Genomic DNA, 21,433 nt, shown 5'->3' with positions numbered 1-21,433 from the left:
GGGCGCGCGGCGCGTGGGTACCCTCCGCCGCATGGCGGTGGACAGGAGGACGGAGCCGCCGCGCCGGGCACCGGCGCGGCAGCGGACGAACCGCACGCTCGGGCGGGCCCTGGCCCGGTGGGCGACGACGACCGATCACAAGGTGATCGGCAACCTCTACATGGCGACGTCCTTCGGCTTCTTCCTCTTCGGCGGTGTCCTGGCCCTGCTGATGCGCGGTGAACTCGCCCGCCCGGGGCTCCAGCTGGTCACCGGTCACCAGTACAACCAGCTCTTCACCGTCCACGGCACCATCATGATGCTGCTGTTCGCGACCCCCCTGTTCGCGGGGTTCGCCAACGCGGTCATGCCGTTGCAGATCGGCGCCCCGGACGTGGCGTTCCCCCGGCTCAACGCGCTCTCGTACTGGCTGTACCTGTTCGGCGGCCTGATGGTGGTGGCCGGGTTCCTGACACCCCAGGGAGCGGCGGCCTTCGGCTGGTTCGCCTACGCGCCGCTGAACAGCGCGGTGTTCAGCCCCGGCACGGGCGGAGACCTGTGGACCATGGGCCTGGTGGTGACCGGTGTGTCCACCACACTCGGCGCGGTCAACTTCATCACCACCATCCTGTGCCTGCGCGCCCCCGGCATGACCATGTTCCGGATGCCGATCTTCACCTGGAACGTGCTGTTCACGTCGATCCTGGTGCTGCCCGCCTTTCCCGTGCTCACCGCCGCACTGCTCGCGCTGGAGGCCGACCGGAAGTTCGGCGCGCACATCTTCGACGCGGCGAACGGCGGGGCGCTGCTGTGGCAGCACCTGTTCTGGTTCTTCGGCCACCCCGAGGTGTACATCGTCGCGCTGCCGTTCTTCGGCATCGTCTCCGAGATCATCCCGGTGTTCAGCCGCAAACCGATCTTCGGCTACGTCAGCCTCGTCGGCGCCACCATCGCGATCACCATGCTGTCCGCCGTGGTGTGGGCCCACCACATGTTCGCCACCGGCGCGGTGCTGCTGCCGTTCTTCTCCCTGATGTCGTTCCTCATCGCGGTGCCGACGGGAGTGAAGTTCTTCAACTGGATCGGCACGATGAGGTACGGCTCGCTGTCCTTCGAGACACCGATGCTGTGGTCGACCGGATTCCTGGTGACGTTCCTGCTCGGCGGCATGAGCGGCGTCCTCATCGCCTCCCCGCCCCTGGACTTCCACCTGACGGACTCGTACTTCATCGTCGCCCATCTGCACTACGTGCTGTTCGGCACGGTCGTCTTCGCGATGTTCGCCGGCTTCTACTTCTGGTGGCCGAAGTTCACCGGCAAGCTGCTCGACGAACGCCTCGGCAAGATCCACTTCTGGACGCTCTTCGTCGGCTTCCAGACCACCTTCCTCGTCCAGCACTGGCTCGGTGAGCAGGGCATGCCGCGCCGCTACGCCGACTACCTGGCCGCGGACGGCTTCACCCTGCTGAACACGGTCAGCTCCGTCGGTGCCCTGCTGCTCGGCCTCTCCACGCTGCCCTTCCTCTACAACGTGTGGCGCACCCGCCAGTACGGCGAGCAGGCGGAGCACGACGATCCCTGGGGTTACGGGCGCTCCCTGGAATGGGCCACCACCTGTCCGCCCCCGCGGCATAACTTCACGTCGCTGCCACGGGTCCGCTCCGAGTCCCCGGCGTTCGACCTGCACCACCCCGACATCGGCCGGCACGACCAGCGGCACGAGCAGAGGAAAGAGCGGGGGAACGGGCAGTGAGGACCGAAGCCCGTCTGTTCACCGGCGTGGCGGCCTTCTTCGCCGTCACCGCGGCCGGCTACGGCTGGTTCTCCGAGGAGCCCGCCGGCACCGCCGCACTGACCGTCGCCTTCCTGATGGGCTCGCTCGTCGCGTTCTTCCTGCGCGTGCAGTACCGCAAGCGCGGGCTGCGGGCCCAGGACCGCGGTGACGCCGAGGTCCTGGACACCGCGGGCCCGCTGGACTTCTTCCCGCCGCACAGCCCCTGGCCCGTCACGGTCGCACTGGGCGCCGTCGTCCTCGCGCTCGGCATCGTGTACGGCCTGTGGCTCGCGCTGATCGGCGTCGGCGTGCTGGCCCTCGCCGTCCTCGGCCTCGTCCTCCAGTACGCCGGCCGGGAGGCTCAGCGTCCCACCTCGCCCGAGGAGGACTCCGGCTCCGGCGCCGCCTCGTCGACGTCGACCCGGTCCCCGTAGTACCACTCGCTGAGCGTGGCGCGCACTCTCCCCACGTGCGGAGCATCCCCGTCGGCGGCCGCGGGTGCGAGCGGCTCCGGTTCCCTGCGCGACCGCAGCACGTACCGCTCCTCGGCGTCGAGGGGCTCGTGGCTCTCCGCATAGCCGCCCGCGAGGGTCTGCCGCAGCTCCCCCGTCTCCCGGCCCTCGGCCAGCCGCTCGCGCTCGCGTTCCTGCAGTGCCAGGCAGACGCGCCTGGTCACCACGAAAGCGATCGGCGGCAGCAGCACCAGCAAGACCCGGAAGACCCAGGTCAGCAGGTTCAGCGAGACATCGAAGACGTGGGCCAGGATGTCGTTGCCGCCGGCCAGGAGCAGGACCGCGTAGAAACCGATCGCGGCGACACCCAGTCCGGTCCGCACGGGCTTGTCCCGGGGCCGGTCGCACAGATGGTGCTCCTCGTGGTCGCCCGTCACCCAGCGCTCGAAGAACGGGTACGCGTACAGCACCGCGAACAGGGCGCCCGGCAGCACCACGGCGGGCACCAGGACGTTCCACATGACGGTGTGACCGGCGACCGCCGTCTCGAACGGCGGCATCAGCCGCAGCGAACCCTCCAGGAAGCCGACGTACCAGTCCGGTTGCGAGCCGAAGGAGACGAGGTCGGGCCGATAGGGGCCGTACGCCCACACCGGATTGATCTGCGCCACCGCCGCGAGCACCGTCAGGACGCCGAAGACCATGAAGAACAGGCCCGCGGAGCCCGTCGCGAACTGCGGGAACATCGGCTTGCCCACCGCGTTGCGGTGGGTGCGGCCGGGCCCCGCCCACTGGGTGTGCTTGAGGTGGAAGACCAGGATCAGATGGAGCGTCACCAGTGCCAGCAGCAGCCCGGGGACCAGAAGGATGTGCAGCGGGTACAGCCGCCCGATCACGTCCTCACCGGGATACTCGCCGCCGAACACGAACATGCTGAGGTACGTGCCCACCACCGGTACGGACAGCATGATGCCCTGCGCGATGCGCAGGCCCGTCCCGGACAGCAGATCGTCGGGGAGCGAATAGCCGGCGAACCCCTCGACGAGGGCCAGCAGGAAGAGGGTCACGCCGATCAGCCAGTTGACCTCACGTGGCCGGCGGAACGCCCCGGTGAAGAAGACCCGCAGCAGATGCACTCCGATGGCCGACAGGAACACCAGGGCCGCCCAGTGGTGCAGCTGCCGCATCAGCAGCCCGCCACGCACGTCGAAACTGATGTCCAACGTCGAGCGGTACGCCTCCGACATGCTCACCCCGAGCAGCGGCTCGTAGGAGCCGTCGTAGACGACCTCCGTCATCGACGGTTCGAAGAACAGCGTCAGCCAGACACCGGTGAGCAGCAGTACGACGAAGCTGTAGAGGGCGATCTCGCCCAGGAGGAACGACCAGTGTTCGGGGAAGGCCTTGCGCAGCAGCCGCCCGCCCTCCGACACCGGGAGCCGCCCGTCGGCCCGGTCGACGGCGCGTTCGGCCCCGTGACGGGCCCGCACACCCGCGCGGGCCCTTCCTCTCTTCGCCAGCACGGCGCATGGGTTCCCCGGTGCCCGTGCCGGAAACTACGCCCGGACCGGGCTCGGTCCGCCGGAACCCATTGGGGTGGCTCCGCGTGCACGATGCCGGGGCGGGTTCGAGTCTGAGGGCATGAGCATCCGTCCATGGGTCATCGTGGAGACGCCGGACAGCCGCGGTCTTCGCCGTATCACCATCGACGGCGAGACGGTCGGCAGTGCCTGGTCGTCGTCGGAGCTGCGCAGAAGACTCGGCCGTCTCGGTTACCCGGAAAGCATGGATCTGGACGATCCGGCATCCATATGCTGGCGCGGGGGCGACAGCAGGACCTGGCCCGACCGTGCCTGGAGAAGGCGCTCGATCATGTCACTCATGACGGCCGGGCTGCTCGCTTCCATGGTTTTCAGCGTGGTCATCGGATGGCCGGATGCCTCGGGAGCTCTTACTTTCGCTCAACGGATCACCGGAGTGCTGTTCGTCCTCTCGGGTGTGGTACTGGGAATCGCGGCGATCGCGGCACTGGACTACTGGGGGAGGCGACATGTCAGGGCTTCCGGGGCGTTGGTGCTGCTGGGGGCGGTCATCGTGTTCGCCACCGACGGGCTCCTTCTCCTCCTCTGGTTCGAGGAGAGGGAGTACACGCGCTACCTGCTGGTCTACTTGCCTGCCTTTCTCTGGTCCATATGGGCGTTGCTCCTCCTTGTTCGTCACAAATCCTGGAAGGGGGTACCGCAACCCAAGAGATTCGCGGCCGGAGTGCTTGCCACGGCACTCCTGACGGCTGTCAGCCTTGCGTATTCCACCATGTACCAGCCTGCAGCCGCCCCCATGCACTTCACCCTGAAGGCAGAATTCGGAAAGGCCTGGGAGGACAATAACGATCTTCCCTTCGTGCATGTCCCGCTGACGCTCTACATGAAAAACACCGGAGGTATCCCGGTGTACATCATCAACGACATCTACACGGTCCGCGGCAGGGTCGCCCTGTACTCCCTGGAGGAAGAGGGCCTGGTGGCCGAGTGGAGAGAGAGCGTCGGGAAACAGGGGGCGGGCGAGGGGGAGGCGGAACTCTACGTCGACCAACTCGAGTACACCACCATAAGCAGTGGAAGATTCCAGCACCCCGGCAACTCGCTCGACGTCGGGCAGGAGTACTCCTTGAAGCGCGTATTCCAACTGCCCAAGGACGTCGGGTACGACACGGTGAGCGTCGATCTGCAGATCTCGTACATGAGAAAGGATCGGGGGAGGCTCGACGTGGAGGAGTTCAGGACCCCTCACCCTTCGTGGAGCGAACGCGACCCGCGCTATCACTGCGAACCGGCGGTGTGCGGGAGCCAGCTCGTGTACCGAGGAAGGGTGCGGCACAACAACAATCTCATCAACGTGACGCGCAAGCCGCGTTATGTGACGGCTGTCTGGTCCCCGGGGGGCAGCTTCATCTCATCGATCTCGTCCTTCCCCTTCAATTTCTCCGGGGTGGGTGACTACGCGGAAGAAAGGAGGGAGCTGGAGAGGTACGGAGCGGCGCGGGCGCGGGCTGACGCAGAGATATCCGTGGCCGAACTGTTGGCATCCGCCGGCGTCTGACCCGTCACCCGGCGGTCTTGGTGAGCCAGGTGTCCACCGCGACCCCGAACTTCTCGTCGAGGTAGGTGGCAGTCTGCTTGCAGGACAGGGCAGATCCTCCCAGGGTCCCGAACAGTTCCTTGTGCGGTACGAGCTCGGCGAGTTCGGTGATGAGCGGTACGACTTCGAACGGGCCGTGGGTGTGCTCGTTGTTCTGCAACTGGGCGAGGACGTCGACCACCTCGTCGCTCTTCTCCTTCGCCTTCCAGAAGTCCTTGACTCCTTCGTCCTCCCACTGCGCGGGAGTCAGCTTCTTCAGCCCCCGCACGAGGTCCGACTCGGGGGTGGACTCGAATATGGCGCTGGTGCAGAATGCGGCGGCCTTGCCGAGCGACTCCTCGGGGCGCTCCTGGGCGGAGGCGGACTGCTCCTGCTGGTCCTTCATCCGAGAGGTCTTCTCGTCCAGTTCCTTCCTGGCTTCCGACCGCTCCTCCTGCGACGTCCCGGGGTCGCTGATCTTCCTCAGCAGGGCGCTGACCTGCCCCGTGATCTCCGCGAGCCGTTCTCGTTCCTTCGCCGGTGTCCTGCGGTCGCCCATGATGTCCGCGGAGGAACTCACGGACACCAGAGCCCCCGGAGCGTCCTGCTCACGGTCCGTGCTCCGGAGCGCATCCGGAGAGTCGGCCTGTGCCCCGTCCTGACTCCTCTCCGCGGCATAGGCCGTATCCTTCAGCATGGTGATCATCCGGCTCCGCACGTCCTGCGGCGTCCGGGGATCGCAGATCAGCTCCAGGGTGGACGTGGTGCGTTTGATCACCAGGATGAGCGCGGACCGCTGTTCGGCCGGTACGCGGGAGTCGTTGACCACCTCGAGCGCCGAAGCCACCTGCTGCACGATCGCGCTCAGCTCTTTCCGCAGCTCGGGAGGTGTTTCCGGGTCATTGATGGCGGCCAGCGCGGTGGACAGGTTCTTCGCGCTCTCGATGACTCCCTGTCTGTCCTGCGGCATCGTCTCCGGATCGTCGACCGTGCCGATGACGGCGATCAACGTGTCCACGGCCGACTCGAGTTCTTCGGGGACTCGTTCCTTCTCCTCGTTCAGGGCCGTCGTCGCCTCGTCGATTTCCGTCTTCTGCTCCGGCGGGGGATCGGACGTCTGTCCGTCCGTGTCGTCGGGGTCTGCCGGTTCGGTGGTGTCGGACGTCCCGCCCGTCTCGGAGGAAGGGGACGTCGTGGGCCCCGTCGGATCGCTGGGTGGGGAGTCCGACGGAACGGAGGAGGGCGTCGTGGGTCCCGCCGGATCACTCGGCGTGGTGGGAGGGGACGGCGGAGGTTCGGTGGTCTGGGCCGGTGCTCCGGCGTGGCCCCCGTCCGAGCCCTGAGAATCCGCTGCGGCGATCGTCAGACCTGCCGGGAACGCGAGCACTGCGGCCAGAACCGATGCGTTGGCCGCGTGCAGGAGGTGTCGCCGGGAGATTCTGGCCATGATGGTTCCCTGTGCTGGGCGCCGTGCTGGTCCGTCCGTCGTGGATTCTTCCCGCCGAGCGCGGTCCAGGAAATTCCGGAGCTGGGAGAACGCACAGCCGATATGCATCCCACTCTTCACCCCTCCGGCGCATTCCGCAACGGGAACACCGGGGCGCGCAGTTGCGACCGGCTGACGTCGGGCCTCGTGCCGCCGCTCGACTTCGCGGCGGCATGCTCGCTGACGGCCGCGGCTTCCACGGTTTGCCGCAGCATCCCACCAGTCGCATCGTAGGAAGTGGGGGAGGGGGCCTGCCGCAGGGCCCGTCGTCCGTCGGCGTCTGCTCCCCTGTCGCCCCGCCGCACCCCGCCATCACGTGCGGTGCGAAGAGGGAAGGATTTCGCCATGCCCGATCCATGGATGCCCCAAGCTCTCAGGGCGGACGTCGGGGACCATGCGCCGTGCGACCCCGAGTTCCCGGCAAGGGCGATCGCGCACATCACGGCGGACAGGGAGGCCACGGCCGAAGCTCCCCTGAACCTGATCCCGTTCGCCAATCTCAAGAGCTTCTTCACCGGCAGCGGCAAAGGCCAGGCTCCGCAGATCCTCTGGGACCCCTTCACCGGAGCGTTCGCCCAGTTCTTCCCCGCCACCTCCCGCAGCAAAGCGCTGGCCGACGCGCCCGGCGGTACGCGTACCAACCGGGCCGGCAAGGTCGTCATCCAGGTCGAGGCCCTGTTCTTCCCGCACTGCCGCGTGAACGGCAAGGTGTTCGCGAGGCTGGTCGACACTCCGTGCAACGGCTGGGGCGTTCTCCACGCGTGGATCAGCTCGTGGGGCGTACCGGACGTCTGGCCCATGGGCCGCCCGACCTCCCTGACCCGCAACACGTGCCCGGCCGGCAAGTGGCGGACGCAGGGCGGGTGGTACGCCCATGCCCATGTCCCGGAGAACGACCACGTCGACCCCGGTTCCTGGCCGGATTTCGTGTCCCAGCCCCTGTTCGAGCCGTTCCCGGGTGCGTCGTTCTTCCAGGCGGGACGCCGGTCGCCCGTCATCGGGCGAATGCACGTGCGGCTCGTCGCCGAGGACTGCGACCGCTACACGTCCCACGCCAGTCCCGACGTGTGGGGAGCGGGCGACGTGAGGTCGTACGCCGCCTGGCAGCAGAAGCTGGGCTTCGAGGGAAGGGCTGCCGACGGCATCCCCGGCCGGTTCAGCTGGGACAGGCTCGAGGTCCCCAGAGCTTGACACGGCAGAGCCTGACACGGCGAGGTCACCTCGCGCGGTCGACTCCGTCGTGCGCGTCGGCCGACGCTTCGGGACCGGACGCATCGGAACCGGGCACCGGCGGCATGGGCGGCAGGCCCGCTGAGAGGCCCGGCAGCAGGACGGGCTCCAGCCGGACCCGCCCCTGTCCGGCCAGGTAGCGTTCCAGCTCCGGCGGCCGGTAGCCCGTGTCCCGGTCGTAGCGCTCCTTGGCGGGCACCGCCAGGAACTCGTTGCCGTCGGGCCGGCCGGCGTCGTCCACCGCTGCTTCGAGCCGCCGGTGCAGCGGCTTGGACAGCCGGTACATGCCCGTCCGTGAGACGTGCACCCTGCCCGAGACGTCCGGCCGTACGCGGAAGTCGATGCCTTCCTGAGGCCGCATCACCCGCGGCCCGTCCGTACTCAGCGCATGGGCGTCGAACTCCAGCCCGTACCTGCGGGCCTGGTCGACCATCCACAGCAGGGCGATGTCGGACAGCCCCGTCTCCTCGTAGCCGCCACCGACGTCGGAGTGGACCCCGGCGAACCACACCTGCTTGAGCTCCTGGCCCTGTGCGGCGGAGCCGGCCTGCTGATGCCACAGCGTCGGCCGGAACGCCGAACGCTGCTCGTCGGCGGCCAGCGCATGGAAGGCCGCCTTGACCCGGCTGCTCAGTTCGGTGTTGTGGAACGCCCAGCGGCGGTTGAACCGGTTCGCCGCCGGCTGCACCCACGGTGTGTCCGGAACCGGGATGCCCAGGGCGCCGACCGTGTCCCACACCCCGACGAACCTGATCTCCGTCTCGCGCGCGTACGAGCGGCGGAACAGGGTGGCGGCCGCGCCGTTCGGTCGCTCGACCCGGTTGCGGTACAGAGCCCAGGCGTCCGGGATCCGGTCGGCGTGTTCCCGGCTCAGGATGCCGCTGTTGCGTACCAGCCCCGCGAGGCTGCGGGCGGTGAACGCACCGCGGCTGAAGCCGAAGAGGAACAACTCGTCGCCGGGCTCGAACGTCTCGACGAGGAACCGGTAGGCGTTCACGATGTTCCGCGACAGCCCCACACCGAACGCGCCGCCGCGCAGGCGCTCCCGCCGGTGGGTACCGACACCGCTGTGGTAATAGACGCGCTGCTCCACCCCGGCGGCGGATTCGGGGCGCACGGACAGGGCGACCTTGGCGACGTTGGTCTTGCTCGGCTGGTCCGCGAAATTCCATGTGCCGTCGCAGCACACGACCAGACGCTTGGCCATGACCAACCCTCCTCGCGGGAGCGCGGAACGGCGCACAGCACCACTCCCAGGGTCGCACCGCCCGCCGCGCCCCGCCACGCGACATCCACTCGGCGGTGAGGTGGCCGCGCGCTGATCCGGCACCCGTCACGTGGACCAGGACCGCCGGCCAGATCCTCGACCGCGTCCGTCGCTCCTGCTCACTGCTCCTGCTCACGCATCTGCGAGCCACCTCACTAGGTGCGGTCACCCTTCGGCTTGCCCCGCTGGTCCGGCGTACCGTGCGGCGGCGGGGAGAACGGCTGCGGTGAGGTCGCGGGCGACACGGGAGAGCCCGTGCGGCCCTGCCCCTGCTCCGGACGAACCGCTCCCGGGTCGCCGGAGGACGGCTCCGCGCCGGACCTCAACTGCTCCAGCCGGGCCGTCAGCAGCTCCGTGGCGGGAAGCCGGTCGGCGTGCGACCGTTCGTACGCCAGCAGCTCCTCCACCTCCTCCGCTCCCAGCGACCGGATACGACTCTCCAGCCCGCCGATCGGCAGATGGTCGTAGTCCGGCAACGGCAGGGTGTTGCGAGCGGGGTCGGCCATGGTTCTCACATCCCTCAGTACGACATTCTCGCTGTACGACATTCTCGGAAGGTCAGCGTCCGCCCGGTCCGCCGCTGCCGAACGAGCCGCTGCTGCCCTCGTCCCAGCGGGGCCGATCCTGCCCGGAGGCGGTGTGGCTGCTCTGGTGCCCGAGGTCGTGCGGCAGCGTCCGGTCGTCGGTCCTGGGCATCTCGTCGGGCTCCCGCCGCTCCCGCGTCTCGTGGACGGGTCCCCCGTCAGGCATACGGGGCTGCTCCTCCGGACGCGGCGGTGGCGGCTCCCGGCGCTTTTGCCGACTGCCGAAGGCGAACGCGCCGATCAACAGGCCCACGACCACGACGGCCGCGACACCGATGCCGATACCGATCCCACCGGAAGCGGCCAGGTCCATCCATGCGTTGGTCATGCGGCGCGGGTACCCCCGGACCAGGTCACCAACCCGCTCAGCCCGACCGGGACGCTCGCGTCCGCGAACGGTTGGCCTTCCGGATGGCCGTGAGCAGATCCGCCTTCGACATCCGGGACCGGCCCTCGACGCCCAGTCGCTTCGCCACGTCGTACAGGTGCTGCTTCGAGGCCCTTTCGTCGACGCCCTCGCCGCTGCGCCCGCCCTGCCCGCGGGGCCGCCCGGACTGCGGATCGGAGGGGCCCTTGCGGCCACCCTCCTTGCGCTCCCAGTGGTCGCCGACCTTCTCGTACGTGTGTTTCAGAGCCCCGTACGCCACCCGGTGGGCCCGCTCGCCCTCGCCGTACTCCTCCACGGCCGAGTCGTGGGCCTTGATCCAGGTGCGCTGGGCCTCCCGGGGAGAGCGCTCCAGGGTCGACGGCAGTTCCTGTCGTCCCGGCATGTCGTGCACCTCCGTACGTCGTCCGCGTCATCGCCGTCACCAGCTCGGGCAGGCTCCACGAGTGCCCTGCGGACCACCCCGAAAACGGGCCGGATCCCTTGGGAGCACCGGGCCCGGCGGTTTGGCGCCGTCCGCAGCGGCAACCCGCGCGGTGTGACATCGACGACGACTTCCCAGCAGGAACTGTTCCGCTTCCTGGAGGACCGCTTCGCTTGCGCACAGGCGTGCACCGAGTGCGCACGGGCGTGCGCGCTGCGGGCGAGCCTCGTGGACCCGGACGGAACCGAGAACCAGGAGCTCGTACGACGCAAGGGCATCATGTGCGCGGAGGTCTGTGACGCGACCTGCCGGGTGCTGTCCGAACAGAACCAGGTGGACGAGTCCGCGATCCGCGTCCAGCTGGAATGGTGCCGGCAGGTGTGCCTGGAGAGCGCGCACGTCTTCGACGAGCACCCGGGCGCCGAGGAGAGCGCCGAGGCCTGCCGCGCCTGCGCACGTGCCTGCGGCGAGTTCCTCGACACCCTGCGCTGAGGGGCGCACCGGGCGACGGCACGGGCGCGTCCCGCAGGACGCCCACGCCGGTCGCCACCGCGCCGAACACCGGCACGGCTCCGCAGTCGGCCGCGGGCGCCGGGGCGCAGGAGGCGGACGGCTCCTGCGCCGCCGCCCACGCACCCCCGACCGGTCCCCACACGCACGCTGCTGCGGTGGCGGGCGGCACACCTGGCGTACGGCCTCCTACCGCCGTACGCGCACGAGCCCTACGGCAGACCGGCCACCGCACCCGCCACCCGCCACCCGGCGGCCGCGCGCCACCGGCCCCGCCGCGCGGGCTTCCCGCACGTCTGCGACGGCAGCTGCCGCCCAAACCCGGCCTGCGCGCCACGGCTCGGACCGGCCACGCGCCCGGCACCGTACAAACCTGGCCCATAAACCGCCATACTGGACCGGCCAGGGGAGGGCGGGGCGGACTGCTACGGGGGCGGGCAGCGAGATGGGGGACAGCACGCTGATCCAGGGCCGGTACCGGCTGCTGGAGCGAATCGGGCGCGGCGGCATGGGCGAGGTGTGGCGGGCGAAGGACGAGTCTCTGGGCCGTCGCGTCGCCGTCAAGTGCCTCAAACCGCTGGGCGCGCAGCACGACCACTCCTTCACCCGCGTCCTGCGGGAGAGGTTCCGGCGCGAGGCCCGGGTGGCCGCCGCGCTCCAGCACCGCGGGGTGACCGTCGTCCATGACTTCGGCGAGTGGGACGGTGTGCTGTTCCTGGTCATGGAGCTGCTGGAGGGCCGCGACCTGAGCCGGCTCCTGGAGGACAACAAGCATCATCCACTGCCGGTCCCCGACGTCGTCGACATCGCGGAACAGGTCGCCTCCGCGCTCGCCTACACCCACGAACAGGGCATCGTGCACCGCGACCTGAAGCCCGCCAACATCGTCCGGCTCACCGACGGCACCGTGAAGATCTGCGACTTCGGTATCGCCCGGCTCGGCCACGACGTCGGGTTCACCGCCCGCCTGACCGGCACCGGCATCGCCATGGGCACCCCGCACTACATGTCGCCGGAACAGATCGGCGGCGACGAGGTCGACCGGCGCAGCGACCTGTACTCGCTGGGCTGCGTGCTCTACGAGATCGCGACCGGCGTCCCGCCCTTCGACCTCGACGACGCCTGGGCGATCCTCGTCGGCCACCGGGACACCGATCCCGCGCCGCCCCGCAGTCACCGCGCCGAACTGCCCGGATACCTGGACCGGATCATCCTCGACCTGCTGGCCAAGCGGCCCGAGCAGCGCCCGGACGACGCCCGGGAACTGGGCCGCCGGATCACCGCCGGCCGCACGGTGCCGGCGTACGCGCCGGCCATGGTGGCGCCCCGGGCCAGGACGCCCCAGCCGGTCGGAGGGGGCCGGGCCGCGCTGCCGTCCTGGACCCACGGCATGACCACCGGGCACAAGGCGACGGGCACCGGTCTCGGCTCCACGCCCCCGGACCGTGCCGCCGGGCTGTCCGGCGAGTGGATCCCGCGGCCCGCCGGCGAGTCCGCGGCGCCCCTCCCCGCCGAGCGCCCCGACCCGCGGCCCGAGGCGGTCGCCGCGCTGGCCGGACGGCACAACGCGGGCCTGACCCTGGGGCGGCTCGGCCGCTGGGAGGAGGCGGGGGAGGTGCACCGGGCGGTGGCCGACGAGCGCGAGCGTCTGCTCGGCGCCGACCACCCCGACACGCTCGCCAGCCGCTACGAGGTCGCCTTCGCCCTCAGCCGCACGGGGCACGCGGCCGACGCGCTCCGCACCTACAAACGCGTGGCCGCGGCCAGGATCCGGGTGCTGGGCGCCGACCACGCGGACACGCTCGCCGTCCGCCAGGAGATGGCGTACGTCCTGGGCCGGCTGGGCCGGTACGCCGACGCCCACCAGGTCTACACGTCGGTCCTCGCCGCCCGTGAGCGCGTCATGGGCGCCGACCACCCCGACACGCTGCGCTGCCGGCACAACCTCGCCTTCAACCTCGGCCGGCTCGGTCGTCCCGAGGACGCCCATCGCATGGCGCGCGAGGTGGCCGCCGCCCGCGCCCGCGTACTCGGTCCCGACCACCCCGACACGCTGGTCACCCGCTACGAGGTGGCCTACGAACTCGGCCGGCTGGGCCGCTGGCAGGAGGCCCTCGCCACCTACCAGGAGGTCGCGAGGGCCCGCGAGAGGGCGCTCGGCCCCGACCACCCCGACACCCTCGCCGCCCGCTACGAGATAGGCATCAGCCTCGGCCGCCTCGGCCGCAGCGCCGAAGCACTGACGCTGTACGAGGAACTGATCGACGACCGCACCCGCGCGCAGGGCCCCGAACACGCCGAGACGCTGCGCGCCCGGCACGGCCTCGGTGTCAACCTCGGCCGGCTCGGCCGCTGGGAGGAGGCCCTCGCCGAGTCCCGCGAGGTGTGCGCGATCCGCGAACGCGTCCTCGGCCCCGACCACCCCGACACCCTCGTCAGCCGCCGTGAGGTCGCCGTCGGCCTGGGCTGGCTGGGCCGCTGGTCCGCAGCCCTCACCGAGTACCGCCGGGTCGCCGCCGCCCGCGAACGCCTCCTGGGCCCCGACCACCCCGACACCCTCGCCGGCCGCGACGACGAGGCCCACTGCCTCGAACAACTCGGCCGCGGTGCCGAGGCCGTGGAGCTGTACCGCAGGGTGGCGGTACAGCGCAGAGCGGGGGCGCGCTGAGCCGGGCCGGGGGCACGGCGGCCGTACGCGCACCACGGCGGGCCGGCCGGACGGCGGCCGGCCCTCGCCGCCGCCCGCCTGCCGGCCCGGGGCGCCGCCCGTGGCCCGGCCACCCGCCCCACCGCACCTCTGGCCGCTCCCCGCAGGCCCGTGTTACCAAGAGCCATGACGCCGCCCACCACGCCCCGCGCATCCCGTCACTACGACGCCGTCGTCGTCGGCGGTGGCCACAACGGTCTGGTTGCCGCCGCCTACCTGGCCCGCGCCGGCCGCTCCGTGCTGGTGCTGGAACGGCTGGACCACACCGGGGGCGCGGCCGTGTCCACGCGGCCGTTCGCCGGGGTCGACGCACGGCTGTCGCGGTACTCGTACCTGGTCAGCCTGTTGCCGAAGAAGATCGTGCGGGACCTGGAGCTGGACTTCCGGGTGCGCGGGCGCACCGTCTCCTCCTACACGCCCGTCGAACGGGACGGCCGGCCCACCGGGCTCCTCGTCGGCGGGGGCGAGCGGCGGACGCGTGAGTCGTTCGCCCGGCTCACCGGCTCGGAGCGGGAGTACACGGCCTGGCAGCGGTTCTACGCCATGACCGGCCACGTGGCGCGGCGGGTCTTCCCGACCCTCACCGAGCCGTTGCCCACCCGGGACGAACTGCGCCGCAGGGTCGACGACGAGGCGGCCTGGCGGGCTCTGTTCGAGGAGCCGATCGGCGTCGCCATCGAGGAGCACTTCGCGGACGACCTGGTACGGGGAGTGGCCCTCACCGACGCCCTGATCGGCACCTTCGCCGACGCCCACGAGCCCTCCCTGAGCCAGAACCGCTGCTTCCTCTACCACGTGATCGGCGGCGGCACCGGTGCCTGGGACGTGCCGGTCGGCGGCATGGGCGCCCTCACCGACGCACTGGCCGGCGCGGCGCGCACGGCGGGTGCCGTGCTCGCCACCGGGCACGAGGCGGTGCGGATCGACACGGACGGGCGAGCCGCCGAGGTCACCTACCGCTCGGCCGACGGCGAGGGCGTGGCCGCCGCGCACCACGTCCTGGTGAACGCCTCCCCGCAGGAACTGGCGGCGCTCACGGGGCAGGCACCGCCACCGCCCGCCGAGGGCGCCCAGCTCAAGGTCAACATGGTGCTGACGCGGCTGCCGGCGCTGCGCGATCCCGCGGCCGACCCGCGTGAGGCCTTCGCCGGGACCTTCCACGTCGCGGAGGGATACGAGCAGCTCGCCACCGCGCACGCCCGGGCCGCGGCCGGCGAACTGCCCGCCGCCCCGCCCTGCGAGATCTACTGCCACTCGCTGACCGACGCCACGATCCTCGGCCCGGACCTCGCCGCGAAGGGCATGCACACGCTCACCCTGTTCGGCCTGCACACGCCCGCCCGCCTCTTCGCCCGGGACAACGACGCCGTCCGCGAGGAACTGCTGAAGTCGACCCTCGCCCAGCTCGACGCCCACCTGGCCGAGCCCCTGGTGGACTGCCTGGCGACCGACGCCGACGGGCGGCCCTGCATCGAGGCCCGGTCGCCGCTCGACCTGGAACGCGACCTGCGCCTGCCCGGCGGCCACATCTTCCACCGCGAGACGGCCTGGCCCCACGCCCGGGCGGGCACCGGCCGCTGGGGAGTGGAGACCGGGCAGGCTAACGTGCTGCTGTGCGGCGCGGGCGCGGTGCGCGGGGGAGGGGTCAGCGGGGTGCCGGGGCACAACGCGGCGATGGCGGTGCTGGAACGGACGGCGAACTGACGGCGCATGCGTCGGACGGGGCTGGGTACCGCGACATAACGGAAATTCCGTACCTGTCACCCGCACGACAAGGAGCCTGCCATGGCGGACCTCAGCCCCATCGACCTGCAGAAGGCCCTCAGCGGCATGGACTACCCGGCCGACAAGAAGTCGCTCGTCGACTGCGCGCGCAAGAACAAGGCCGACGACAAGGTCGTGAGCCGTCTCGACGGCCTCAAGGAGAACAGCTTCGACGGACCGAACGAGGTGCAGAAAGCCGTCTTCAACGACTGACGCGCACCGGCGTACGACCGCCCGGTCCTAGTCGGCCGACGCCGTCCACCCCACCGCCTCGATCCGCGCCGCGTCCGCGGGGCGCGCGTCGTGGAACAGCACGTCGCCGGCCGCCTCGGCGCGCAGCCCGTCGACGTACGCCCCGCGTCCCACGTACAGCCGGTCGGTCGTGTACCGCCAGCGCAGGGTGAGTCCGCGGGTGGCCGGGAGGGCGGCGCTCAGCCGGTGCCAGACGCGGCCCGACCAGCCCGTGGCCGAACCCGCCGGATGCTCCCGGGGCGCCTCGCCGCGGCGCGTGGTGGTGAACGGGACGGGCCGCCAGGTGCCGCCGCCGTCGGTCGTGGCCTCCAGGAAGAGTGCGTCCGACCCGTTCTCGGTGTCCCACCACAGGGCGCAGCGCAGCCGGGCCTCGCCGGCGGACGTGTCCAGCGCGGGCAGCGTGAGCGTCGCCGTCGAGGAACCCGCCGTCCCGGAGAACCACGCCGTGCGCCCGTGCGCGGGTCGCACCGGCACGGCCCGTGCCAGGTGGGTGCCGGCCGCGACCCGGGGGGCCGACCCGGAGCGCCAACCGCGTACCGGGTGCACCGAGTTGCCCAGCACCACCAGGAACGAGTCGGTCGTCGGGTCGAGCACCAGCGACGTACCCGTGAAACCGGTGTGCCCGGCCGTGCGCGGCGTGGCCATGGCACCCATGTACCAGTGCTGGTACAGCTCGAAGCCGAGGCCGTGCTCGTCCCCCGGGAAGTCGGTGTTGAAGTCGGTGAACATCAGCTCCACCGACTCCGGCCGCAGGATGCGCGCCCGGCCGTAGGAGCCGCCGTTGAGCAGCGTGCGGCCGAGTACCGCCAGGTCCCACGTGCAGGAGAACACCCCCGCGTGGCCGGCGACGCCGCCGAGGCTGAAGGCGTTCTCGTCGTGCACCTCGCCCCACACCAGTCCCCGGTCGAGACCGGACCAGGGCTGCCGGGCGTCCTCCGTGGCCGCGATCCGCGGTCTCCAGGAGGCGGGCGGGTTGTAGCGGGTGCGGTGGAGCCCGAGCGGGGCGGTGATCTCGTCGCGCAGCAGGACGTCGAGGGTGCGGCCCGTGATCTCCTCCAGCACCAGCTGGAGCGAGATCATGTTCAGGTCCGAGTACAGGTACGCCGTGCCGGGCGCACTCACCGGTGCCTCGTCGTGGACGAGCCGGACCTTCTCCTCGTACGTGGGCGCGCTGTACAGCGGGATCCACGGCCGGAAGCCGGAGGTGTGCGTCAGCAGCTGCCGGACGGTCACGTCCTGCTTGCCGGCCCGCCCGAAGTCCGGCAGGTACGAGGCGACCGGCGCCTCCAGCTCCAGCGCGCCGCGTTCCAGCTGCTGCACGGCGAGGATCGAGGTGAACAGCTTGGAGATCGACGCGAGGTCGAACACCGTCTCCTCGGTCATGGGGATCTGCTGTCCGGCCGGGAACTCGACGCCGGTGTCGGTCTCCTCGTCGTAGGCCCGGTAGCGCACCGCCATGCCGATCGGCTCGTGCAGGGCCACCGTGCCGCCCCGGCCGGCGAGGAGCACGGCGCCCGCGTACCAAGGGTGCTCGGGCGAGGGGCCGAGAAACGTTTCGGCGTCCGTCACGAGCTGACGCAGGTGCCCGGGCAGCAACCCGGCGCGCTCGGCGGAGCCGCGCCGCAGCGTGGGGCGGCGGCCCTGGTCCGCGACGGCCTCGGCCGGCCCGGCCGCGAACGGGGCGATGGCCAGGGCGCCGCCCAGGGCCAGAGCCCCGGCGCCCACTTGACGCCGTGTGAATCCGCTCGCAGCCTGTCCGGCCATCGAAGAGCCTCCCGCGCCACCGAAGCTGAAAGTATCTTTCCTGGACCTCTGTGCGGAGTGAAACTTTCCTGTCAGTGACGGGTTCGTGTCAATGGGCCGGGCGGAGTCGGGCCGCCGGAGTCCGCCCGGCACGGGGCCGGGCGGGCTGTGCAGTGCCGCCATGTCACCCGACACTTCCGGCGCCGTGCGCGCATGTCTTGACCCGCCGGGCCGACCGGCCGAGGATCACGTCATGACGCTGACGTCCGGACACGGCAGCACGGTCGACGGAGTGCTGCGGCGCAGCGCCCGGCGCACCCCGGCGCGCGTCGCGGTGGAGTACCGCGACCGCACCTGGACCTACGCGGAACTCGACACCGCCGTCTCCCGCGCGGCGAGCGTCCTGAGGGAACAGGGACTGAGCCCCGGGGACCGGGTCGGCGCCTACGGGCACAACTCCGACGCCTACCTGATCGCCTTCCTGGCCTGCGCCCGCGCGGGCCTGGTCCACGTCCCGGTCAACCAGAACCTGACCGGCGGCGGCCTCGCCTACATCGTCCGCCAGTCCGGCAGCACGCTGGTCCTCGCCGACCCGGACCTCGCCGGCCGGCTCCCCGCCGGCGTACGCACACTGCCGCTGCGCGACGCCGCCGACTCGCTGCTCGCCCGGCTGGCCACGGCACCCGCGTACGACGGCCCCGAGCCGGGCGGTGAGGACCTGGTGCAACTGCTCTACACCTCGGGCACCACCGCCATGCCCAAGGGCGCGATGATGACCCACCGGGCGCTGGTGCACGAGTACCTGAGCGCCATCACCGCCCTGGACCTCGGCGCGGGCGACCGGCCCGTGCACGCCCTCCCCCTCTACCACTCGGCGCAGATGCACGTGTTCCTGCTGCCCTGCCTCGCGATCGGCGCGACGAACATCGTCCTCGACGCGCCCGACGGCGACCGGCTCTTCGACCTGATCGAGGCGGGCCGCGTGGACAGCCTGTTCGCGCCGCCCACCGTGTGGATCGGCCTCGCGAACCGCGCCGACTTCGCCACCCGCGACCTCGGCGGCCTGCGCAAGGCCTACTACGGAGCGTCGATCATGCCCGTGCCGGTCCTGGAGCGGCTGCGCGAACGCCTCCCGGACCTGGCCTTCTACAACTGCTTCGGGCAGAGCGAGATCGGCCCCCTCGCCACCGTCCTGGGCCCGGACGAGCACGAGGGCCGGATGGACTCCTGCGGCCGGCCCGTGCTGTTCGTCGACGCGCGGATCGTCGACGAGGACGGCAAGGACGTGCCCGACGGCACCCTGGGCGAGGTCGTCTACCGCTCCCCGCAGTTGTGCGACGGCTACTGGGACAAGCCCGAGGAAACCGAAGCGGCCTTCCGCGACGGCTGGTTCCGCTCCGGCGACCTCGCCGTGCGGGACGCGGACGGCTACTTCACGGTCGTCGACCGGGTGAAGGACGTCATCAACTCCGGTGGCGTCCTGGTCGCCTCCCGCCAGGTCGAGGACGCCCTCTACACCCACGAGGCCGTCGCCGAGGCCGCCGTGATCGGACTGCCCGACGAGCGGTGGATCGAGGCCGTCACGGCGGTCGTCGTCCCGCGCGACGAGGTCACGGAGGACGAACTGATCGCCCACGCCCGCGAGAGGCTCGCCGCGTTCCAGGCACCCAAGCGGGTCCGCTTCGTAGACGCGCTGCCGCGCAACGCCAGCGGGAAGATCCTCAAACGGGAGCTGCGGGACCGGTTCGCCGGTTCGTGACCCGGCAAACGCGTGCGGCCGAAGCGGCGAGCGCCGACGATCGGCGTCATGCCGACGATCACCACCCACGACGGGACCGAACTCGCCCGTCACGTCCGCGGCGCCCGCCCCCGCCGGTGGTCCTGCCGGGCGGGCGACGGCGCCCCCCGTCCGGAACTCGCCCGCCGCTGCGCCGACGTCTTCCCGCATGCCGAGGTGGCCGTCCAGCCGGGCACCGGGCACTACCCGTGGCTGGACGATCCGCGCTGGTTCGTACGGTGTGTCGCCGTGTTCCTCGCACACGGCAGAGGCCGCCGGGACACCACCGGCGCGTGCCACGCGTGGGAACGGCGGCACCGATCTCCCGAAAGGCGCCCGTCACGTGGCCTGTCGGCACTCGGACCCGGTCGCTAGGCTGACCCGCGGACGACGAGACCGGGAGGAGCACGGACGTGGCCGAGAGCACCACCCACCAGCGCCCGCTCATGGGCTGGGTCAAGCCGGAGCTGGATCTCAGCAACGCGCAGTGGCAGTCCAGCAGCAGGGGCCTGGGGGATGTCCAGATCGCCTTTGTCGAGGGGTTCATCGCCATGCGGAACAGTGGCAGCCCGGGCAACCCCTCCCTGATCTTCACCCCCGCGGAATGGGGCGCGTTCGTGTCGGGAGCGCGGGAAGGGGAGTTCGACCTCACGTGACACGCCTGCCGGGGAGGCGAGCCGGGTGGTTCCGTCCGGCCGATCCGGGGGTGTTGCACCCCTTTTTCCGGACACGCGACCGGGAGGACCCTTTCGGGCCGACGCCTGAGCGAGGCTGACGCCACGAGGGGGAACGGTCGTACTCCGGAGGCGAGGAACCCATGAGCACCACCCTGCCGGTCATCGCGGCGGTCGACGGTTCGGACGACAGCCTGCGCGCCCTGGACTGGGCCCTCGACACCGCTCACCGGCGCGAGGCACGCCTTCGGGTGGTGCATGTGCGCCAGTACGCCGCCTGGGCACAGACCGACGTCCTGGTCGCGGGCCCGCCGGACACCGGGGAGGACCCGGTGCTCGACCAGGCCCGCGCACACCTTCAGGGGCGGGCCTACGCGGTGGCGACGGAGTACGTGGGCATGGAGGGCGTACCGGGCGCCGTGGTGCCGGAACTGGGCGCCGACGCCCAGTTGCTGGTGCTGGGCTCCCGGGGCCGCGGCGGGTTCGCCAGCCTGCTGCTCGGCTCCAACGGCCTGGCCGCCGCCCGCGACGCCGAGTGCCCCGTCGTCGTGGTGCCCCGCCCCGGCCGCGAGGTCCACGGCGAGGCGCGGTCCGAAACCGGCCCCCGGGTGGTGGTCGGCCTGCACGTGGACAGCCCCGACGACGCCACGCTCTCCTTCGCCTTCGCCGAGGCCGCGCTGCGCGGCGCCCTCCTCCAGGTGGTCGCCGCCTACCCGTGGCCGGTGCAGACCTGGGCCGCCGCCGGCCAGATCATGCCCCCGGTGATCGACGAGGTCTCCATCGAGAGCGAGACCCGGGTCCTGGCCGACGGCTTCCTCGCCCCGTACCGGGAACGCCACCCCGACGTCCGCGCCGAACCGTACGTCGCGCCGGGCGACGCGGCCGGACACCTCGTCGCCGCCTCCCGCGACGCCGAGCTGGTCGTCGTCGGCCGCCACCGCAGACGCCTGCTGGCCCCGGCCCGCATGATGGGCTCGGTCACCCACGCCGTGCTGCTGCACGCGGCAGCCCCGGTCGCCGTGGTACCCCCGGCTCCGCCGGAGGAGTGAAGCGGGAGGAGCGAGGCCGGAGGAGCGAGGCCGGAGAAGGCAGGGTGCGGGCCCGCGCGGGCCGACGCCGTCGGTGGTGTCGGCGCCCGTCTCCGTACGGAGGTGAGGGCCCGCCACCGGCGGTACGGGCCCGCCTGCCACGGCCGCTGCCCGGGCCGGCCGGCGGCAGGGGCCGCGTCCCGGCTCGACCCGCCAGACCGGGCGCCGGCCGGCCGCGCCCCCATCAGCTACATCGCGCTGCGCCAGGAACGGGACCGGG

General features: G+C 71.5%; 19 protein-coding genes. 12 read left to right on the top strand and 7 right to left on the bottom strand.

Translation table 11 applies throughout. The features are described 5' to 3' along the window. The first annotated feature begins 31 nt into the window (after positions 1 to 31). Together ctaD and ACP4IX_RS18520 are read left to right on the top strand one after the other, a co-directional pair. A complete protein-coding gene (ctaD, locus tag ACP4IX_RS18525) occupies positions 32 to 1,732 on the top strand; it encodes a cytochrome c oxidase subunit I (RefSeq protein ID WP_426521607.1) in 1,701 nt (566 codons plus the stop codon). Then, positions 1,729 to 2,187, top strand: a complete 459-nt coding sequence (locus ACP4IX_RS18520) for a cytochrome c oxidase subunit 4 (RefSeq protein WP_426521606.1) — start codon at positions 1,729 to 1,731, stop codon at positions 2,185 to 2,187. The genes ctaD and ACP4IX_RS18520 overlap by 4 nt, the downstream gene beginning before the upstream one ends. Here the strand turns inward: ACP4IX_RS18520 and ACP4IX_RS18515 are convergent. Next, entirely contained in the window at positions 2,115 to 3,728 is a 1,614-nt protein-coding gene (locus ACP4IX_RS18515; RefSeq protein WP_426556130.1) for a cytochrome b, read from the bottom strand. The genes ACP4IX_RS18520 and ACP4IX_RS18515 overlap by 73 nt on opposite strands. 118 nt (positions 3,729 to 3,846) lie before the next feature. Between ACP4IX_RS18515 and ACP4IX_RS18510 the strand changes: the two genes are divergently transcribed. Then, on the top strand, positions 3,847 to 5,304 hold the full coding sequence (locus ACP4IX_RS18510) for a hypothetical protein (RefSeq protein WP_426521604.1): 1,458 nt from the start codon (positions 3,847 to 3,849) through the stop codon (positions 5,302 to 5,304). A gap of 4 nt (positions 5,305 to 5,308) precedes the next feature. On the opposite strand, the gene ACP4IX_RS18505 is transcribed toward ACP4IX_RS18510, so the two are convergent. Continuing rightward, entirely contained in the window at positions 5,309 to 6,340 is a 1,032-nt protein-coding gene (locus ACP4IX_RS18505) for a hypothetical protein (RefSeq protein WP_426521603.1), read from the bottom strand. Positions 6,341 to 7,153: 813 nt separating this feature from the next. Between ACP4IX_RS18505 and ACP4IX_RS18500 the strand changes: the two genes are divergently transcribed. Next, positions 7,154 to 7,999, top strand: coding sequence for a peptidoglycan-binding protein (locus ACP4IX_RS18500; protein ID WP_426521602.1), 846 nt, complete (start codon positions 7,154 to 7,156; stop codon positions 7,997 to 7,999). Positions 8,000 to 8,024: 25 nt separating this feature from the next. Here ACP4IX_RS18500 and ACP4IX_RS18495 read toward each other — a convergent pair whose 3' ends face one another. The 4 genes from ACP4IX_RS18495 to ACP4IX_RS18480 form a co-directional block, all read right to left on the bottom strand. After that, on the bottom strand, positions 8,025 to 9,245 hold the full coding sequence (locus ACP4IX_RS18495) for a DUF2235 domain-containing protein (RefSeq protein ID WP_426556129.1): 1,221 nt from the start codon (positions 9,243 to 9,245) through the stop codon (positions 8,025 to 8,027). A 215-nt stretch (positions 9,246 to 9,460) separates the two neighbouring features. After that, entirely contained in the window at positions 9,461 to 9,811 is a 351-nt protein-coding gene (locus ACP4IX_RS18490; protein ID WP_386589628.1) for a hypothetical protein, read from the bottom strand. 52 nt (positions 9,812 to 9,863) lie between these two features. Next, positions 9,864 to 10,217: a DUF6479 family protein gene (locus ACP4IX_RS18485; RefSeq protein WP_426556128.1), complete on the bottom strand. Its 354-nt coding sequence runs from the start codon at positions 10,215 to 10,217 to the stop codon at positions 9,864 to 9,866. A gap of 37 nt (positions 10,218 to 10,254) precedes the next feature. Continuing rightward, positions 10,255 to 10,659, bottom strand: a complete 405-nt coding sequence (locus ACP4IX_RS18480) for a ChaB family protein (protein WP_426521599.1) — start codon at positions 10,657 to 10,659, stop codon at positions 10,255 to 10,257. Between the two features lie 153 nt (positions 10,660 to 10,812). On the opposite strand from ACP4IX_RS18480, the gene ACP4IX_RS18475 reads away from it, so the two are divergent. From ACP4IX_RS18475 to ACP4IX_RS18460, 4 genes are all read left to right on the top strand, one after another. Next, a complete protein-coding gene (locus tag ACP4IX_RS18475) occupies positions 10,813 to 11,190 on the top strand; it encodes a four-helix bundle copper-binding protein (protein ID WP_426556127.1) in 378 nt (125 codons plus the stop codon). Between the two features lie 463 nt (positions 11,191 to 11,653). Continuing rightward, positions 11,654 to 13,876 (top strand): tetratricopeptide repeat protein, encoded by a 2,223-nt coding sequence (locus tag ACP4IX_RS18470; protein WP_426521597.1) that lies wholly within the window; start codon positions 11,654 to 11,656, stop codon positions 13,874 to 13,876. Between the two features lie 165 nt (positions 13,877 to 14,041). Beyond that, on the top strand, positions 14,042 to 15,619 hold the full coding sequence (locus ACP4IX_RS18465; RefSeq protein ID WP_426556126.1) for a phytoene desaturase family protein: 1,578 nt from the start codon (positions 14,042 to 14,044) through the stop codon (positions 15,617 to 15,619). Positions 15,620 to 15,700: 81 nt separating this feature from the next. After that, a complete protein-coding gene (locus ACP4IX_RS18460) occupies positions 15,701 to 15,892 on the top strand; it encodes a DUF2795 domain-containing protein (RefSeq protein ID WP_426521595.1) in 192 nt (63 codons plus the stop codon). 27 nt (positions 15,893 to 15,919) lie between these two features. Here ACP4IX_RS18460 and ACP4IX_RS18455 read toward each other — a convergent pair whose 3' ends face one another. Next, positions 15,920 to 17,695 (bottom strand): serine hydrolase, encoded by a 1,776-nt coding sequence (locus ACP4IX_RS18455; protein WP_426556125.1) that lies wholly within the window; start codon positions 17,693 to 17,695, stop codon positions 15,920 to 15,922. 232 nt (positions 17,696 to 17,927) lie between these two features. On the opposite strand from ACP4IX_RS18455, the gene ACP4IX_RS18450 reads away from it, so the two are divergent. From ACP4IX_RS18450 to ACP4IX_RS18435, 4 genes are all read left to right on the top strand, one after another. Then, complete coding sequence (locus ACP4IX_RS18450) at positions 17,928 to 19,433, top strand: acyl-CoA synthetase (protein ID WP_426521593.1); 1,506 nt, start codon at positions 17,928 to 17,930, stop codon at positions 19,431 to 19,433. 48 nt (positions 19,434 to 19,481) lie between these two features. Continuing rightward, on the top strand, positions 19,482 to 19,826 hold the full coding sequence (locus ACP4IX_RS18445) for an alpha/beta fold hydrolase (RefSeq protein WP_426556124.1): 345 nt from the start codon (positions 19,482 to 19,484) through the stop codon (positions 19,824 to 19,826). Positions 19,827 to 19,864: 38 nt separating this feature from the next. After that, a complete protein-coding gene (locus ACP4IX_RS18440; protein WP_426521591.1) occupies positions 19,865 to 20,107 on the top strand; it encodes a DUF397 domain-containing protein in 243 nt (80 codons plus the stop codon). Between the two features lie 161 nt (positions 20,108 to 20,268). Next, entirely contained in the window at positions 20,269 to 21,174 is a 906-nt protein-coding gene (locus ACP4IX_RS18435) for a universal stress protein (RefSeq protein WP_426521590.1), read from the top strand. Positions 21,175 to 21,433 lie beyond the last annotated feature (259 nt).

It is taken from the genome of Streptomyces sp. WG5, assembly GCF_049974565.1.
In the GTDB taxonomy this organism is placed as follows: Bacteria; Actinomycetota; Actinomycetes; order Streptomycetales; family Streptomycetaceae; genus Streptomyces.
Note: the sequence above shows the minus strand (reverse complement) of the source record. Positions and strands in the feature narration are given on the sequence as shown.

Coding starts and splice junctions, on each gene's coding strand:
- ctaD (WP_426521607.1), top strand. CDS start 32: ATGGCGGTGGACAGGAGGACGGAGCCGCCGCGCCGGGCACCGGCGCGG.
- ACP4IX_RS18500 (WP_426521602.1), top strand. CDS start 7,154: ATGCCCGATCCATGGATGCCCCAAGCTCTCAGGGCGGACGTCGGGGAC.
- ACP4IX_RS18490 (WP_386589628.1), bottom strand. CDS start 9,811: ATGGCCGACCCCGCTCGCAACACCCTGCCGTTGCCGGACTACGACCAT.
- ACP4IX_RS18445 (WP_426556124.1), top strand. CDS start 19,482: ATGCCGACGATCACCACCCACGACGGGACCGAACTCGCCCGTCACGTC.
- ACP4IX_RS18485 (WP_426556128.1), bottom strand. CDS start 10,217: ATGACCAACGCATGGATGGACCTGGCCGCTTCCGGTGGGATCGGTATC.
- ACP4IX_RS18455 (WP_426556125.1), bottom strand. CDS start 17,695: ATGGCCGGACAGGCTGCGAGCGGATTCACACGGCGTCAAGTGGGCGCC.
- ACP4IX_RS18460 (WP_426521595.1), top strand. CDS start 15,701: ATGGCGGACCTCAGCCCCATCGACCTGCAGAAGGCCCTCAGCGGCATG.
- ACP4IX_RS18465 (WP_426556126.1), top strand. CDS start 14,042: ATGACGCCGCCCACCACGCCCCGCGCATCCCGTCACTACGACGCCGTC.
- ACP4IX_RS18450 (WP_426521593.1), top strand. CDS start 17,928: ATGACGCTGACGTCCGGACACGGCAGCACGGTCGACGGAGTGCTGCGG.
- ACP4IX_RS18470 (WP_426521597.1), top strand. CDS start 11,654: ATGGGGGACAGCACGCTGATCCAGGGCCGGTACCGGCTGCTGGAGCGA.
- ACP4IX_RS18435 (WP_426521590.1), top strand. CDS start 20,269: ATGAGCACCACCCTGCCGGTCATCGCGGCGGTCGACGGTTCGGACGAC.
- ACP4IX_RS18480 (WP_426521599.1), bottom strand. CDS start 10,659: ATGCCGGGACGACAGGAACTGCCGTCGACCCTGGAGCGCTCTCCCCGG.
- ACP4IX_RS18510 (WP_426521604.1), top strand. CDS start 3,847: ATGAGCATCCGTCCATGGGTCATCGTGGAGACGCCGGACAGCCGCGGT.
- ACP4IX_RS18495 (WP_426556129.1), bottom strand. CDS start 9,245: ATGGCCAAGCGTCTGGTCGTGTGCTGCGACGGCACATGGAATTTCGCG.